General features: G+C 62.2%; 16 protein-coding genes and 2 pseudogenes. 1 reads left to right on the top strand and 17 read right to left on the bottom strand.

Going from position 1 to position 16,552, the window contains the following annotated elements; all coding sequences use genetic code 11:
- Window positions 1-194: 194 nt before the first annotated feature.
- From ACM561_RS06430 to ACM561_RS06370, 13 genes and pseudogenes are all read right to left on the bottom strand, one after another.
- On the bottom strand, window positions 195-1,745 hold the full coding sequence (locus ACM561_RS06430) for a Do family serine endopeptidase (RefSeq protein ID WP_425908880.1): 1,551 nt from the start codon (window positions 1,743-1,745) through the stop codon (window positions 195-197).
- A gap of 367 nt (window positions 1,746-2,112) precedes the next feature.
- Window positions 2,113-2,583, bottom strand: coding sequence for a cytochrome c-type biogenesis protein (locus ACM561_RS06425; RefSeq protein ID WP_425909662.1), 471 nt, complete (start codon window positions 2,581-2,583; stop codon window positions 2,113-2,115).
- 100 nt (window positions 2,584-2,683) lie between these two features.
- On the bottom strand, window positions 2,684-4,666 hold the full coding sequence (locus ACM561_RS06420; RefSeq protein ID WP_425908878.1) for a heme lyase CcmF/NrfE family subunit: 1,983 nt from the start codon (window positions 4,664-4,666) through the stop codon (window positions 2,684-2,686).
- Entirely contained in the window at window positions 4,663-5,151 is a 489-nt protein-coding gene (gene ccmE, locus ACM561_RS06415; protein WP_079446240.1) for a cytochrome c maturation protein CcmE, read from the bottom strand. Before ccmE ends, ACM561_RS06420 begins: the two co-directional genes overlap by 4 nt.
- A gap of 31 nt (window positions 5,152-5,182) precedes the next feature.
- Complete coding sequence (ccmI, locus tag ACM561_RS06410; protein ID WP_425908877.1) at window positions 5,183-6,286, bottom strand: c-type cytochrome biogenesis protein CcmI; 1,104 nt, start codon at window positions 6,284-6,286, stop codon at window positions 5,183-5,185.
- Window positions 6,287-6,448: 162 nt separating this feature from the next.
- On the bottom strand, window positions 6,449-7,840 hold the full coding sequence (locus tag ACM561_RS06405) for a hypothetical protein (RefSeq protein WP_425908875.1): 1,392 nt from the start codon (window positions 7,838-7,840) through the stop codon (window positions 6,449-6,451).
- 228 nt (window positions 7,841-8,068) lie between these two features.
- A complete protein-coding gene (locus ACM561_RS06400) occupies window positions 8,069-9,466 on the bottom strand; it encodes an ATP-binding protein (RefSeq protein ID WP_425908874.1) in 1,398 nt (465 codons plus the stop codon).
- A complete protein-coding gene (locus tag ACM561_RS06395) occupies window positions 9,456-10,127 on the bottom strand; it encodes a response regulator transcription factor (RefSeq protein ID WP_425908873.1) in 672 nt (223 codons plus the stop codon). Before ACM561_RS06395 ends, ACM561_RS06400 begins: the two co-directional genes overlap by 11 nt.
- 133 nt (window positions 10,128-10,260) lie before the next feature.
- On the bottom strand, window positions 10,261-10,512 hold the full coding sequence (locus ACM561_RS06390) for a hypothetical protein (RefSeq protein ID WP_079446236.1): 252 nt from the start codon (window positions 10,510-10,512) through the stop codon (window positions 10,261-10,263).
- Between the two features lie 3 nt (window positions 10,513-10,515).
- On the bottom strand, window positions 10,516-10,908 hold the full coding sequence (locus ACM561_RS06385) for a hypothetical protein (protein ID WP_079446235.1): 393 nt from the start codon (window positions 10,906-10,908) through the stop codon (window positions 10,516-10,518).
- Window positions 10,909-11,071: 163 nt separating this feature from the next.
- A pseudogene (locus ACM561_RS06380) lies at window positions 11,072-11,167 on the bottom strand (hypothetical protein); the annotation flags it as partial.
- A gap of 54 nt (window positions 11,168-11,221) precedes the next feature.
- Window positions 11,222-11,518 (bottom strand): hypothetical protein, encoded by a 297-nt coding sequence (locus ACM561_RS06375; RefSeq protein ID WP_425908871.1) that lies wholly within the window; start codon window positions 11,516-11,518, stop codon window positions 11,222-11,224.
- Between the two features lie 14 nt (window positions 11,519-11,532).
- Window positions 11,533-12,198 (bottom strand): glycoside hydrolase family 19 protein, encoded by a 666-nt coding sequence (locus tag ACM561_RS06370; RefSeq protein ID WP_425908869.1) that lies wholly within the window; start codon window positions 12,196-12,198, stop codon window positions 11,533-11,535.
- 64 nt (window positions 12,199-12,262) lie between these two features.
- Here ACM561_RS06370 and ACM561_RS06365 point away from each other — a divergent pair, with 64 nt between their 5' ends.
- On the top strand, window positions 12,263-12,946 hold the full coding sequence (locus ACM561_RS06365; protein WP_425908868.1) for a class I SAM-dependent methyltransferase: 684 nt from the start codon (window positions 12,263-12,265) through the stop codon (window positions 12,944-12,946).
- Between the two features lie 21 nt (window positions 12,947-12,967).
- On the opposite strand, the gene ACM561_RS06360 is transcribed toward ACM561_RS06365, so the two are convergent.
- From ACM561_RS06360 to ACM561_RS06345, 4 genes and pseudogenes are all read right to left on the bottom strand, one after another.
- Window positions 12,968-14,245, bottom strand: coding sequence for a DUF2793 domain-containing protein (locus tag ACM561_RS06360; RefSeq protein ID WP_425908867.1), 1,278 nt, complete (start codon window positions 14,243-14,245; stop codon window positions 12,968-12,970).
- A 46-nt stretch (window positions 14,246-14,291) separates the two neighbouring features.
- Window positions 14,292-15,005 (bottom strand): annotated as a pseudogene (locus ACM561_RS06355) (baseplate multidomain protein megatron); the annotation flags it as partial.
- Entirely contained in the window at window positions 15,005-15,451 is a 447-nt protein-coding gene (locus ACM561_RS06350) for an NlpC/P60 family protein (protein ID WP_425908866.1), read from the bottom strand. The pseudogene ACM561_RS06355 and the gene ACM561_RS06350, both read right to left, overlap by 1 nt.
- Window positions 15,452-15,462: 11 nt before the next feature.
- Window positions 15,463-16,500 (bottom strand): head-tail connector protein, encoded by a 1,038-nt coding sequence (locus ACM561_RS06345; protein ID WP_425908865.1) that lies wholly within the window; start codon window positions 16,498-16,500, stop codon window positions 15,463-15,465.
- Between the last annotated feature and the right edge of the window lie 52 nt (window positions 16,501-16,552).

Here is a 16,552-nt window from a genome sequence, read left to right as displayed (position 1 = left end):
TAACTCAAGGGAACGGGCTTTTGACCCGTCCCCCGGAAAGTGCCGTCGGCGGGGGGGCGACTGATGCCGACGACGCTTCCCATCTCCTGCAAGGCTCGTACCTCAAGTCTGATTGAACTGCGCTGAACCAGACTGAGCCTTATCGATCGGGCATAATCCTATTCAAAAACCAGATTCACTTTTCGGCATCCGGCTTAACCCTTCGCGATCGGTATCGCGATGAATCGCGCCGTGCTGCCAGTGCGAACCCGCATCAGAACGCTGTTCTTTTCGTCCGCGCGTGCCGCTTTGATTGCCTCGCGTACGTCGGCCGAGTTGGACACACTCTTTCCTGCAACTTCCAAAATCACGTCGCCTTCCTTGAACCCGCGATCGGCCGCAGCGCCTTTTGGATCCACGTCGACGACAACAACACCCTCCGTTCCAGCACCCGCCACTGACGCCGCCGGCGCAACGCTCAAGCCAAGTCTCGGAACGTCGCTGTCGTGCGATGAGTCACGATCACCATAGACATCAGCCCGGGCTTCCACAGTGTTAGGCAGAGTGCCGAGCGTCAGATTGACGACTTTGTCCGTGCCCTTGTGCAGGATATTCAGCTTGATGGACGTTCCCGGTGCGAAGCTGCCGATGGTTCGTGCCAGTTCGCGCGCATCCCTGACATGGTCACCGTTGACGGCTGTAATCACGTCGCCGGATTGGATACCCGCCTTGGCCGCCGGGCCGTTGGGCTGCGGCTCCGCCACCAGCGCGCCTTCCGCTTTCTTGAGACCGAGGCTATCGGCGATGTCGGACGTCACCGGCTGGATCTGGACGCCGATCCATCCGCGGCTCACCGAGCCCTTGTCCTTAAGCTGAGCGACGACGCTCTTCACCGTGTTTGCGGGAATCGAAAACGCAATGCCGATGCTGCCGCCGGACGGCGAATAGATCGCGGTATTCACGCCGATGACATCGCCCTTCATGTTGAAAGCCGGGCCGCCGGAGTTGCCCTTGTTGACCGGGGCGTCGATCTGGATGAAGTCGTCATACGGGCCAGTGCCGATGTCACGGCCGCTGGCGGATACGATGCCGGCGGTCACCGAGCCACCAAGACCGAACGGGTTACCGACCGCGAGAACCCAATCGCCAATCCGCACCTTGTCGTCCGACAGTTTTGCAAACGGGAAATTAGAGCCGCCCTCGATTTTGATTAGCGCAATGTCTGTGCGCGGATCGGTCCCTATCACCTTGGCGGTGAAGGTCTTGCCTTCGTCTGTCGTGACTTCGACCTTGTCGGCGCCGTCGACCACATGGTTGTTGGTTACCGCATACCCGTCAGCCGAAATGAAGAAGCCGGAGCCCTGCCCTGTTACGAGGCCATGGCCACGTCGGCCACGCACTCCTGGAGGCAGACCATCCGGTCCGCCAAAGCGGCGAAAAAAACGTTCCATCGGCGAACCCGGCTGGAACGACCATTCCTCGCTGCCGGCTTCCGTCTTCTCCTTCATACGGATCTTGACCGAAATCACCGATGGTTTCACGCGCTCGACGATGTCGGCAAAGCCGATAGGCTGCGCGACCTTGCTAACGTCGGTGTTCACCTGCGCATGGGCGGGACTGGTGAAGAACTCGGCTTTGTCTGCGGAAGGGTTAAACCCGTATACGGCTACGCCGACGCCCGCGACGACCGACGCCATCAACGCGAACTTGCGCGCGGTGACTCCAGAACGAGCGGGGTTTAACTGAGAGGTCGGCAAGTCGATCATGCGAAAATCTCCAGAGACAGATTTGATATAGGTGCTGAAAACCAGCACTTCATGTCCCTGAAGATGGGTATTTGCACCTTACGGCACGCTGGCCGTGAAATTAATGTTTCGTAACAACAGCAAGCGCCCTCATGCGGCGGTTTGGCGCACATCAAGGAGTTTCCGCTTCTGTTGGAATTGAAGTGAGTTCTCCGCTTTTTCTCGCGAACCCTTTGACACTTTGCGCGGAGCCACTGTGAGCTGACTGGGTCGTTAACCGTTGCGGTCCGGGGCACAAAGCTAAAAACCGCTCGCTGGAGCACGATCCGAAAAATCGTAAGTCGGTTTAGGGTGCGATCATGTCAACGCAGATGGGGTTGAAGTCGACTCAAGTCTTGGACTTCTCACCTGCGGGGCGTTCCGTCGCCATTAGCTTCGCGAGCCGGACCTCTTCTTCCTCGCTCAATCGCGGCGGCGTATCCTGGGCCGCCTTTATCGCTTTCGACCGCCGCCGGCTGTATCCCCAAAGCGCCAGTCCGCCGCCGACCAGAAGTATGGGCGTCAAAAGCCAAAGCGGCAGCGTGCTCGTCTCGAAAGGCGGCTTCAACAGGACGAAGTCGCCATAACGGTCCACCAGAAAACCCAGCACCTGCTGATCGCTGTCGCCAGCGGCGATGCGCTCGCGCACCAGCAGACGGAGATCTCGGGCCAGCGGCGCCGAAGAATCGTCGATCGACTGATTCTGGCACACCATGCAGCGCAACCCGCGCGACAGGTCGCGCGCGCGCGATTCCTGTGCGGGGTCGGACATGATCTCGTCAGGCTGCACCGCATGAGCGGAAGACACCACCAGGAGCATAAAACAAAAGGCGGCGCCGAAAACAGGCAGGAACCTGCTCGGTGCAATGAACCGTCTGCGTAGCAACGATAATGCTTGCACGAGTTCATGCATGGCGGCCTTACTCCGCCGGCTGGAGGGCGTGGCCAGACTTCGCCGGTTTCGGCGCCCCGACCCGTAAACGGCGGTCTGACAGCGATAGCACGCCGCCAAAAGCCATCAAAACCGGCCCAAACCAGATCAACAGCACCATTGGTTTGTGGTAGATGCGCACCGCGATCAATCCATCGGCGGAGGCATCACCGAGCGAGATGTAGAGCTGGCTCACGCCACGCGTCAGCAGCGACGCTTCGGTAGTCGAAGCCGGGCGCGTCGTGAAGTTACGCTTCGACGGCGTCATCACCGCGATCGGCTGGCCGTCTCGACTGACGGTGAAGCGCGCGATCTGTTCAAGATAGTTGGATCGCTGCTGCTGCGTCGTACCCTCGAACGTCAGACTGTAGCCACCGACCTGCGCCACATCGTTCGTCTTCATCGAGGCGATGTATTCAGTGTTCCAGGTGGTTTCGCAAACGATGCCGATCAAGGCCACTCCGAGGCCGGCGTGGGCGAAGACCGTACCCCAGGCCGAGCGCGGCAGCCCCTTCGCCCGGCGCAAGGACACCGCCAGCGACGCACGGAACAGGTTGGTGCGCTCGGCGAGATCGCAAAGGGCCCCGAGAATCACGAACACCGCCAACCCGATCGCCAGCGGCGCAAATGTACTGCCGCCCCGTGTCCACGCCAACAGCACGGCCACTGCGATCACGCTGCCAACACCGGCGGCGACCAACCGTTGCGAAGCGCCGAGCAGATCACCCCGCTTCCACGCCAGCAGCGGCCCGAACGGCACCGCGATCAGGAGCGGAACGAACAAGGGTGCGAACGTCAGGTTGAAGAACGGCGCGCCGACCGAAATCCTGTTGCCGGTGATGACCTCGAGCGCAAGCGGATACAGCGTGCCGATGAAAACCGTGGCGCAGGCGGTGGTCAGGAACAGATTGTTGAGCACGAGCGCACCCTCGCGCGAGATCGGCGCGAACAGTCCGCCCTGCTTCAACGCGGAGGCACGCCAGACGTACAGGGTCAGGCTGCCGCCGATGAAAGTGCAGAGGATCAGCAAGATGAAGACGCCGCGCGTCGGGTCGGTAGCGAAGGCGTGGACCGACGTCAGCACGCCCGAGCGCACCAGGAAGGTGCCGAGCAGCGATAGCGAGAAGGTCAGGATCGCGAGCAGGATGGTCCATACCCGGAGCGCGTTGCGCTTTTCCATCACCACCGAAGAATGCAGCAGCGCCGTTCCCGCCAGCCACGGCATGAGCGAAGCGTTCTCGACCGGATCCCAGAACCACCAGCCGCCCCAGCCAAGTTCGTAGTAGGCCCAGTACGAACCCATCGCGATCCCGAGGGTGAGGAAAATCCACGCCACCAGCGTCCATGGCCGCACCCAGCGCGCCCAGGCGGCATCGATGCGGCCTTCGATCAGGGCGGCGACGGCGAAGGAAAACGCGATGGAGAATCCGACATAGCCGAGATACAGCATCGGCGGATGCACCGCGAGCCCGATATCCTGCAACACCGGATTGAGATCGCGGCCTTCCATCGGCGGGTTGGCAATCCGCATGAATGGGTTCGATGTCAAGAGGATGAACAGGTAGAACGCGGTCGCAATCCAGCCCTGCACCGCCAGCACATGGGCGCGCAGCGTCAGCGGGAGATTATTGCCGAATGCGGCGACCAGTCCGCCGAACAGCGCGAGGATCGTCACCCACAAAAGCATGGAGCCTTCGTGATTGCCCCAGACGCCGGTGATCTTGTAGATCAAAGGCTTCAGCGAATGGGAATTCTGGAAGACATTGACGACCGAGAAATCGGAAACGACGTACAGTGTCGCCAGCGCAAAAAACGAACCAGCGACAAACAGCAATTGCGCAAGCGCGGTCGAGCGCGCCACGTTCATCAACGCGCCGTCGTGCAGTCTCGCACCGATAATCGGAACCACGGATTGGATCAAGGCGAGCCCGAGCGCCAGCACCAGCGCGTAATGTCCGACCTCGGCGATCATTGCGACACCTCCGGCTTGCCCGAGGCCTCAACAGCTCCGGCCTGTGCGCCATAATCGTCCTTCCAATGCCCCTGCTTCTTCAAGGCATCGGCGACCTCCTTCGGCATGTAGGTCTCGTCGTGCTTAGCCAGCACGGTGTCGGCCTGGAACACACCCGACCTATCGAGCGCCCCCTCGGCGACCACACCCTGCCCTTCGCGGAACAGATCGGGTAGAATGCCCTTGTAGGTCACCGGGAGAGTCGCGCTTCCGTCAGACACCTGGAATGTCACTGCGAGATTGTCACCGCGGACCAACGAGCCAGTCTGCACCAGTCCGCCCAGCCGGAAGCGTTGCCCCGGCTGAATGTGTTTCTCCGACACCATCATCGGCGTCGAAAAAAACACAATGGAGTCGCGCAGTGCATTCAGCACCAGCGCGGCTGCGATACCGAGCACCACGAGCGATCCGCCGATCATCGTCAAGCGCCGCTGCTTGCGAGTCATGTTTCACCTGCGCGCAAAGCAAATACCCCGATCATCCATCTATCCCGAGCGCCTTGAACCCTTCGTTGAGCTGGCGCAAACCTGCTTCATTCTGCCCGAGCGCGCGGCGCGCGTCATCGCGCACGGCGCGCGACTTCTCCGGCTCATTGAGCACCATATAGGCGCGAGCCAGCCGCAACCATCCTTCAACATCGTTGCTGTCCTGCTTCAGGCGCGTAGCAAGCCGGTCGACCATCCTGTGAATCATTGCGGTGCGATCCGCTTCATTCATGTCTTTCGCCGCGGCCACCGCTTCGTCCGTCGGACGAGGCGCGCCGTCCCCGACCTGCGCCAGCGCCTCCTGTACGGTCGCACGCCACTGCGCATCCCCAGGCGCATCGGCCAACAGTGCCTTCCATATCTTAACTGCGTCGGTCGTGCGGCCGTCCTGCTCCGCTGCCATTCCGAGGAAAAAGCGCGCCTTCACCTCCTGGGGATCGAGCGCGACCGCCCGCTCGAACTCGTTTTTCGCGTCGGCGGTGACGATGCCATTGGCGGCCCCGGTCATCGCTGCGCCGAGTTCGGCGCGGCGTTGCGCGGTTTCGCCCTCATACGTGATCACGTTGCGATAGGCGCGCGCGGCCTCATCGAAGCGACCGAGTTTTGCGAGCACCGGCGCCAAAACGGTCCAGCCCCGGCCGTCAGCGGGATTCTTTTCCAGGTGCGATTCGACCTGCGCCACGAGGTTGTCGAGGGATTGCGATGAATCGGCCGTTTGAAGGCGCGCCGCAAGGGGGAAATCGGGCAGTTGGGGCGATCCCAGGGGAAGGTAGATCACGAACGCCAGCAACGGTATCCCGGCCAGCGCTACGACCGCCACCCCACGACGCAGCCAGAGTTTCGACTCTTGGGGCTGATGGCTTTCCGCATCAGCCGCCTCCAGGAGCCGCCGTCCGATCTCGACTCGCGCCGCAGCCGCCTCTGGCTCGCCGATCAGGCCCGCGGCGGCATCACGTCCGACCTCTGCCAACTGGTCGCGGTAAACTGTGGTCTCGCTGCCACCCGAGGTTCGCCGCTTGCTCGACCGGCCGAGGGGCCACAGCACCGCAAACGCCGCTCCGGCGGTCATCAGCGCGAACACAAACCACAACGTCATCTCATCAGGGTTCCGGTGGACCGGCGACGGAAACGGCCGATCCGATGGCCGGGTTACATCACGACTGGGAAAAGGACGCAATTGACAATTGCGGCACAATCGGCGGCAAACATCCACAACAGCATGATTTGATGGAGTTTATTCAGAAACGCCCCTGCCTGCTCACCCCGCCCGCGATGATTTGCGCTCGACCGTGAGCGCTTGTTCTGCCGCCCGGCTCATCAGCGACGAATAGTCTTGACCAAACAGAACCTCGCAGAAGCAGATCACCGCCCTGACCTGTTGCTGGCGGAACGCGCGGACACGCTCATCACCGTTGCGAAGCGATTCGACCAGGGTTTCGGCGGTCCGCTCGACGTAATGCTGCAAATCCGAATAGGTCCGCATGGTGACTTCGTTGATAGCCAGCTCGCTGGCGTAGTTCCGGCACACCGCGACGAAATCGATCAACGCGGCGGTTTCCTCGACCTCGATCGGGTCGAGCTGCGCACCGGATGGAATGTCCTTGTCGGGCCGCTGACGCAGCAGACGCCGCACGCGGCCGGAGACGCCCTCGATTTCCGATTGCAGAACCTCGGAAATATTGACCCTGATCGCCGCGAGCTGACGGCCCCAGTTTGAATCGGCGCGGATATCGAGTTCGGTCCGCAGCCCGCGAACGCCATCGTGCAAGGTCTTCAAGTGTTGGGAGACATTCTCGAACCGGCCGCGCCGGATATCGGTCCGTAAGCCTGCGGACGTCTGCGACAGATCGTCGAGCGCCATCTTGACCGCCACGCCATAAGGCGTCGCCGCCACTCGTATCTCGTCGTCCGAACCCGCTACCCGGACCGCCAGGCGGATGATCTGCCACGATGCGGACAACCGCTGCATCACCAGCGACAATGCAAACGGCAAGGCCAGCGGCGTTTGCAGGGAAGGAACATTAAGCGCCGCCATCACGGAGGCGATCTGCGACTCGCCGAAGATGTGCAGAAAACTCGGCAGCCGGCTATTCAGGGTATCGAGAGCATCGCGCGCGTTCAGAACCGCTCCGATTGCGGCCAGATCTTCAACGACGCTGGGGGCTCCGATGCGACCAAGTGCGCGCTGGCGATCCATATCGGAACGATCCGTGAGGGTCCGCTGGATCGCGGCTGCCGCGGCCAGCTGAAAAGTCCGCGCGGCTGCCTCGATATCGGATGTCGATCCAATCTGAGTCGCCAACGCAGCCTCGAACCCGCGCGCGGCATCCGGTGCACCCTCGCGCGACAACCACTGCCAGACCGGCATGAGCGAGGTGCGCCGGATCTGCCCGGGGCGCAACACGACGCCGTCCTCCACAAGAAACGGATTCAGATGACGGAACAGATGTTGAGCCGGGTCTTCACTCCGCTGCTCGCCGTCACCCGATCTGCGGACGATCCGGCGCAGCTGATCGAGTACAAGGTTGGCGACCGCGGCGTCTTCGCCGCGCTCCGCCGCACGCTCGAACTCTCGCATAAGCAACGCCTGCGATTTCGGCGGAAGCTGCGCGAGATAGTCTTTCAGCCGTTCAATCGAGGTCTGGTCCATGCACGCACATCTTCGCGCGAACGATCGCACGGGCACCGGAAAGCCCGTAGCGTGTCATATCAGAGACGGTCTTAAGGATGCGTTGCAGAAGGCCAGAGGACTTTCGAGACAACGGGATACCGGTTCGCGTGAAGAAAATACCTCAATCAAATCACAATCCCCCGTCGGCATTCCGGCAAGCAGTTTTGCGCAATATGGAGTCGGCATGGGGCCTGCGAAAAAGGGAACTCAAACCGCAGGCAACAACAGTTCGGCGCGCAATCCGCCGATCGGCGCCGTATCGAGCGTCAGGCGACCGCCATAGAGAGCCGCTAGATCGGTGACGATCGATAAACCCAGTCCGGAACCTGGCTTGGTCTCGTCAAGGCGGCGCCCGCGCTGCGAAGCCTGCAGCCGCTCGGCATCCGACAGTCCCTGACCGTTATCGTCGACAATAATCCGCAACATCGCGGGTTCCGCTCCGGAAGGCGGACGGACCGAGACGTTGATGAACGCCCGCGAATGCGCCCACTTGCAGGCATTGTCCACGAGATTGCCAACCATCTCCTCGAGATCCTGGCGCTCCCCGCAAAACTTCGCCGCCGGACTGACGCCGACATCGATGGCGACATCGCGGTCGCGGTGAATCTTCTCCATGGTCCGGCGCAGCGCCTCGACGACGGGCGCGACATCGGTCACCGTTCCAACGACGGTGAGCCGCGCAGCCATACGGGCTCGTTCCAGATGATGAGCGACCTGATTGCGCATCATCTCGGCCTGTTCGAGCATTTTCGCGGCGAAGGGATCGCGCTCATGCGCGCTGGCCTCATTGATGATAACCGAAAGCGGCGTCTTGACCGCGTGCGCGAGGTTACCGACGTGGGTGCGGGCACGCTCGACGATATCTCGATTGGCATCGATCAGCGCATTGGTCTCGCGGGCGAGCGGCGCGATTTCGACGGGGAATTCACCCTCCAGTCGTTCGGCACGGCCGGACCGGATATCCGCGATCGCGTCTGAGATGCGTTTCAGCGGCGCAAGACCAAACCGCACCTGAAAGATCGTGGTGAAAAGCAGTCCGATCGTGAGCGCGGCAAATGTGCCGCCGAGATAATAGTCGAAAGTCCGCGATTCATCGAAAATTTCGCTGGCGTCTCCGGCCACAGCGACACGGAACTTGCCGTCGGCGCCAAGATCGACCGGCCGCTCCACCATGCGCAGGGCCTGCCCTTCTGGCCCGTCGACATATCCGACGCGGACTCCGGATAAGGAAAGCTCAATCCCCTGATCCTCCAGCTTCGGCAGCTTATTGTCCCATAGCGAGCGTGACGCGCGGGCTTCCTTTTTGTCCGGATCGCTGCGGTCAATTTCCCAATACCAGCCGGATAACGGCAGATCGAACAGCGGCTCGCCGAGCGACTGGAACTGATGATCGGCAGGCTCGTCAGGCGCCGTCACTTCGGCAATCAGGGTGCGAAGATAGAGGTTGAGGCGACGGTCGAAGGCACGCTCGGACGCTGAGCGATAGACCGACGACAGCACCACGCCGGTGATGAGCAGAACGACCACAACCCACGCGGTCGCGGAGAGAAACAGCCGCGTAGCCAGCGAATTGGAACGGACGCCCGGAAACTGCCTAGCGCGCATTTGCCGGCGGCGTGAGCAGATAGCCGAGTCCGCGCACCGTCTGGATGATATCGACGTCCAGCTTTTTGCGGATGCGGCCGACAAAAACTTCGATGGTGTTGGAGTCGCGATCGAAATCCTGATCGTAAAGATGTTCGACCAGCTCGGTGCGCGACACCACCCGACCGGTGTGGTGCATGAGATAGGCCAACAGCCGATATTCATGCGACGTCATCTTGACCGGATTGCCGCCGACGCTGACGCGGCCCGTGCGGGTATCCAACGTCACCGGCCCGCAGGTCAGTTCGGACTGGGCGTGTCCTGCGCTCCGTCGCAGCAGCGCGCGCATCCGTGCCAGGATTTCCTCCAGATGGAACGGTTTCGCGACATAATCGTCGGCGCCGGCGTCGAATCCCTGAACCTTGTCGCTCCAGCGGTCTCGCGCGGTGAGAATCAGGACGGGCATGGTCCGCCCCCCGCGTCGCCAAGCCTCCAGCACGGAAATGCCGTCCATCTTCGGCAAGCCGATGTCCAGCACCACCGCGTCATAAGGCTCGCTGTCGCCAAGGAAATGTCCCTCCTCGCCGTCAAACGCGCGATCGACCACGTAGCCGGCGTCGGTCAGCGCGGTCGTAAGCTGGCGATTGAGGTCGGGATCGTCTTCGACGACGAGAAGGCGCAAAGCGGACTCCTGATTCCTCCCGTCAAGATGAACCGTCACCGCGTGAATGGCAAATGAACAGCGAGAACCCGCTTACGCCTTATTTCCGCCCGGGCAGGCACGCCTGCGCTGGCCGCCGAGCCAACCTACCAGGTCACGTCGTGGTCGAGCCATCATCAGGCGGCAGCGGACTCAGGAACACGTCGGCCTCGGCGTTAATCCGGGCCAGCACCGCATCGATCTCTTCGGCGGTTGCATTGCTGCCGCGTATCAGGCCGGCGATGGCCTGAACGTAGGGGATAGAGGAGACCACGCCTTGCTCGATCGCGGGGGCGACCTTGACGATGGCGCTGACGATGGCTTCAGCGGCCGCAAGGCCGGCTGTCACTTCTGCTGCGGTGACCATGCGCTATGCTCCTGATAAGAGGATTTGCTGGACGACGATCAGCGCCGACCGCGCCGCCGCGAGTGCGTTGGTGATGTCGACGGACGGATAGGCCTTCTGCAACGCGACCAGATTGTTCACGGCGAGGCGCGCCTTGCGCATCGCCGATTGCAACCTTTCGATCACCGAACGTTTGGCACAGATGTTGGCAACCCCCGGCTCGGTTCCCGTCCGGCAAAGCGGCAGTGCCTTATAGGCATTGGCGGCATTCACCGCGACGCCAAAGGCGTTCTCGATGCCGTACACCGTATTGAGCGAAACGGCGGTGTTCAGATTCAGCGACGGCAGCGCGACGGTCTGGCAACCTGCCAGCGCCAGACCGGAAACGACCGCTATCGTGGCGACAAGTTTTCGCATGAAAGCTCCTGTTGTCTGGATCACTTGACCGCGCCGGTCGCGCTGCTGACGGTCGGCACGTCGGGACGCGCAGCGGTGGCCGAGCGGACCGTCCTGGTGTCGGCCTTGACGTAAAGCCCCATGCCACCGTAAAGAGCGTACCGATCGCGCCGATGATGCCGGTCACCTGGTCAGCGGTGACCCATCCCTTGCCGGTAGCGAAGCTTCCCGCCGCGATCAGCAGGTAGCGCACGATCTGCCACACCGAATCCGATGTCATGTGTTGTCTCCAGTGATGTTTTGAGGATTGCGAGACCGTCGCGCGGCGGTCGTTCTATTCACGCGCAACCCGCGCGTGCGAAGTAATCAGATTGGTATCGATGCGCTTGAACTCGATTTCGCGCTCGCTCGCCATTCTGGCCAGCTCGTAGTCCCGCTTGGCGTCGGTCTGCCGCTTGCTGGCTTCGTCCTCGTTCTGGAGCCGGATCTTCGCGAGCTCGAATTCCTGATCGAGGGCCAGCCGGTTGCGCCGGGTGACCACGAGCGACGCAACGACTGAAAGGCAGATGAAGGCAACGCAAAGCACGGCGGCGGAGTTGAAATCCACCGGCCCAACGACTTGAGAAAGCATGAGAGATTTTCCCTCTAGTGGATTCCGAGGCTACGCTTCCATCTTGAAAGCCACGCCTCACGATCTCGCAGCCCGACGTAACCGCCGCTCAGCCGCTTTGTGACACCGCGCACGTCGTCTTTCCGAGCGAACGGAAGGCATCCGCAATTGACGAAATCTGCGGTTCCGCATTTCAGAAAGTGCGCCGGATCGTTCACCAGGTCGGGATGCGTCACGACATCGAGGCCGGTCGCCGCTGCTAGTCGCCGATAGCCGTCCCTTCCTGTTGTTTGAACAGCGCCTCGGCCGCGAAAATTCCAGCCGTCGTCAGAGCCCGCGCGATTGCCCATGCGGCCGTTGTAGACCTTGTTGGCGAGCGCACGCGGGTTATGCGCGTAAGGCGCGGCGCTGGACGCGTTCGGAAACCGCGACGGCCAAACCTGGGTCATTCGGCCCGCCGAATAATTCAGGTTCTCAATCACAGCAGTCCCGGCCCCGCATTCATGGCTGATCTGGGTCATGACATGGGCAATCAGCAGCGGCGTGGCGATCTCGTGTTCATCGAATACGGCCGGCGCCGTTGCCGTGATGGTCTCGACCAGCCCGGCAATTCTGCTATTGCCGCGCGGCCAGAGCATGCGAAGCGCGGCTCCGAAATCAGGCACGGCGGAAGCGTTCGCGGCCGAGGCTGCGTTGGGCATTGGATCGGTCCTTTTGGCAACGGAGCCGGCTTCACCCGGCGAAGTTATGTGATAGGTTCGAACGATGAGCGCCTACGCAGAAGAGCTTTTCACGCCGCGCGCTGCGCATGCTGATGAATTTGCAGCGGCGGCACTAGATGCCATCCAAAGCCTACCGGCCGGCTCTCGCGTCCTCGACATCGGTTGCGGGTCTGGTGACTTGATCCGGCGCGCTCAGCGTCCTGGAGTTTCATTTGTTGGCGTCGATATCTCTCGACCCAATATCGAAACTGCGAAGGCCTCCGGCGGCGCCGAGTTTCATTGCGCCGACTTCCTTCGGTTCGACGGCGGCCAGTTCAACGTTGTTTTCGCGAATAGCGTCCTGCATCTGATCGACGGTCCGAACACCACTGTCGCGGCCACCCTTTCAAGAACCATTCGACCGCACGGACTGTTGGTGGCGGCCATGCCTATCGACACCGCACATAACAGGCTTCTTGCGTTTCAAAGGCGGCTTTGGAGCGCGATGCCGCAGCGGCTCGATCGATGGATAGGATCAGCCGTCTCATCGATCCTGAAAGACACCAGCGTCGTCGAACGCCTTGTCTATTTACGTGTCCCGCCGACACGATTGCTTGGGACTCGTTTTTCCGAAGCGATGGAGCGGAACGGCTTCAGGTTAGCTTCGACACACCGCATGCACGCCGATCATCCGCTAAAGCTCCAGCATGCGATCGCGACGTGGCGTAAGGTCACTGACAGCTTTTAGCATCTGATGCTTTTCGCAAGTTCACTGACGACCGAAGGCGACGACACTGATGGTGCGATCGATCGCGCTGCCGCCGGTGCCAGTCCCGGTGATGGCAAGCGTCACGCTGGATGCTGAGCGGCTCGCAAACACCTCCTGAACCGTTTCCGTGGTTCCCACCCCTCCGAACTGGTTGACGGTGGCAACGACTGCAAAACTCGTCGAGGCAAAGGGAGTCGTGAAGCCGATCGTGAGATTCCCCGTCGAATTTTTGCTGATGCTTGCGATATTGTAGCCGGCCGACAAGGTGTATGTGCCGCCAGACTGGGTGAAATAGCCCCATGCCTTTGCCGCACTGTCATGATCCTGCTGATGTGCAGGCGTTACCGCCACGGTATTGTCAGCGCCTGCCTGCTGCTGCGACTTGGTTGCAGCCGCCCCCGTCCCGCGCGCGATCACTTGCCAGCGCGCGGCGGTGCCGTCGTAACGAAGGATCGCGGCCTGCTTCGCCGATATCGTAAGGTTATTGTCGAGAGACAAACGATTCGATGCCGACGACGATGCGTTTTCGTTCAGCAGCGTGACCGGCTGGCTGCCCACGTTGATGACGATGAGACAACGCCCTTCGGCTCCGCCCGCAAGGCCCGACAGGTTGCGCGCAGCGTCCGAACTGATTTGCAGCACCGACGCCGCCGCAAGGCCCGCGGGATTATAGTCGTTCTGATCGGCGGTGATTTGCGCCGGCGAAATCACGCCGGTCAGCGCCAGCCCGCGTGGCAGCGTCACGTTGCCGGTGTCCTGATCGATATCGAGGGCCTCGATCCAGCCTGAGCCGTCCGGCGACACCTTGAGCTTGAAAGTGTCCGCACCGATCAGACCAAATTCAGCCCGCCCCGAAAAGCCGTTCGAGAAAAATACTGACGCCGTGTTGGCCGAACCTTCTTTCGAGACCCGAAGCTGCATGTCGCCGGTGCCGCCGTCGGCAGCGTCGATGGCGGCAAACAGCGCGGCATTGGATTCGACCGCGAGCAGATTGGGACTGCTCGCGGCGGTGTTGACGCCGAGATGCGCCAGGTTATCGAGCGCCGACGGACCGCCCGCGCTCTGCCATGCCGCGCCATCGAACACGAACAGGCCGCTGTCCGCCGCCGACCAGATGCACCATCCGGTCTTCGGCACGAGGAAGGCCCAGGCGCCGTCCTGCCAGGTCGCGATTGTATCGTCCTGCCCGGCCCACGCGCCGGTCGCGCCGCTTGCCACAACATGACGTTCGCCCTCCGCTGGACTGGAGGGCGGCGCGGTGAGCGTCAGATCGAGCACGCCGATCTGAATCGCCGCGTCGAGAATGCGCAGCGCCTCATTGTGAGTGACGTGCTTCTGGGCTTGGCTGCCATCGATAGCCGAACTCGGTGGTGCCGGGGATCAGCGTCACGGCACGGACCATCCGTTCGAGCTGGCCTATGGGGCGGATGATCTCGAACGAGAGCTGTGGAATGCGGTTGCCGAATTTTGCCAGCGGCATCCGCTCAAACACGACATAGGCGAGCCCGCGATAGGCCGGCGCGTTGCCCGCCCCTTCTTTTGCGACGATCAGATCGTCCGGAGCCTGATCCTCGGTGCCGCGATGGACCCGAAAGGTCAGGCCGGAAACATCCAGCGGATTGCCATCGGCCCAGATCCTGCCGACACGGCCGATGACGCCTTCACAAAGACCGACCGCGAAGTTAGCGAAATAGCTGTAAGTGGTGGTCGTCGTACTTGGTCCGCTGAACAGGCCGCCCTTGCCGCCGGACGACGAGGTTTCGCTGTTGACGGCTTCTTCGAGCCGCGTCGCCCAGATCACCTGACCCGACAGCCGCGCGCGTCCGTAAACGCGCGGAATCGGCGCGCCCTCGGTCGAGGCCATCACATCGAGATCGGCGAGGCGCGGCCCGACGATCGTCTGATTGCCTGGCCCGAACAGCTTGCGATCGACGACATTTCCGATCAGCGCGCCGGCGAGGCGTCCGGCAATTGCACCGGCCGGCCCGAACAACGCGCCAGTGGCGCCGCCTGCGACGGAAAGAACAAGCGCTGCCATCAGACTGAAACTCCGGGAAAACGAAATGCATAAGCCAGCCGCCGCCGCCACCACGGCGCGAGGACGATTTCGCAGACGGCCGCGCCGTCATGCGCATGAACCATGGTGCGCTCGCTCGATGCGATCGCGACATGCTTGGCGACGAACCCGTCCCGCCACCGAAACAGCAGCACGTCGCCCGCTTCGAAACCGTCGCACGTGACCGGAACGAGATGGCGCAGCGCCGCCGCGGCCAGTGTCTCGTCGCCTTTTGCTTCGGCCCAGTCCGGCGCGTAGGGCGGCGGCACTTCCGGCTCATCGCCGACGCAATTGCGCCAGACGCCGCGCACGAGGCCGAGACAGTCGCAGCCGATCCCCTTGAGCGAGGCTTGATGCCGATAGGGCGTGCCAATCCAGGCACGGGCTTCCGCGACGATGGCCGCGCGGGTCGAAGACGCGCAAGTCACGAGCGGCTCCTTCACAGCGCCTTGCTGCCGTTGCCATTGTCGGGCGAACCGGGCAGCGGATAGCTGACGACGAAATCGTTGCCGGGAATCTGCGGAAAGCCGCGAAAATTGTCGGTGTTGGCAAAGCGGTCGCGACAGGTCGCGAAACTCTTGTCGCAGCCGGTGGTGATCACGAAGCTGTCGCCGATAGCTATCGGTTCCGCCATCGCCTGCCACAGCGATATCAGCACCTCGCCCGCGACGATGCGGTGCTGTTTGACCTCAATCGCAAGACCGGCATTGGCCCCGCCGGTCCAGTTCAATCGCCCCGCTGTGAACCAGCCGCCGGCAAAGCCAGCAAGGCCCGAGACGGCAAGGATCGACGTTCCTTCGATTGCCGTGACCGTCCCACTACGGCGAAAGGTTGAGCTGGTCAGATCGACACGGCATTTCCCGTCGCCGAGATCGACACCGCACCGTGCCGTAAACAGGCGTCCGCTATCCTGCGTCAGCGCATCCGCGAGCCCGCGCAATTCCGCGGTGAACGCGGCCCCCTCGCGCCGGACCTCTCCTATGGTGCCGCGGGCGATCAGGATCTTCAGCGAGACGTTGCTCCAATCAACCAGCCAGGTCGAAACCTCGGCGGCGTCGTAACGTCCGGCGGAGAGATCGGCTTCGCTCAGAGTATCGTCCGAGAATGCACCCGATATCTCGGCGCCATCGACAGCCAGATCGAAGCGGCTGGTGGCTTCCGACGCGGTAAAACCAGTTGCGGCGCGACAGACGACGCTGCCGATCGTCAGATCGCAATCGTGATCGGTGAATCCAAGCACGACGCCGTCGCGCCGCGTCACAATCCAGCAGCGCGCCAGAGTGGTCGCGCCGGAATCGAGTTGCGCCTGAAGCGCGGAGGGAATGCTTCTCACGTGCGGATCGACATGGCTTCGCGCCGCCGCGATCAGCGATGCCATGACCGCGTCGTCGTCATCGTTCTCGGCGCGCAGGAAGCTCTTGGCCTCTTCGACCGACCATGGTTCGACCGCAGGTCCAGTCAGCAGTATCGACGGCATCGGATGTCCTCGCTGTGACGATGCAAATGTTGACAGACACGCGACGCGATGG

Source organism: Nitrobacter sp. TKz-YC02 (assembly GCF_049852135.1).
In the GTDB taxonomy this organism is placed as follows: Bacteria; Pseudomonadota; Alphaproteobacteria; order Rhizobiales; family Xanthobacteraceae; genus Nitrobacter; species Nitrobacter vulgaris.
Note: the sequence above shows the minus strand (reverse complement) of the source record. Positions and strands in the feature narration are given on the sequence as shown.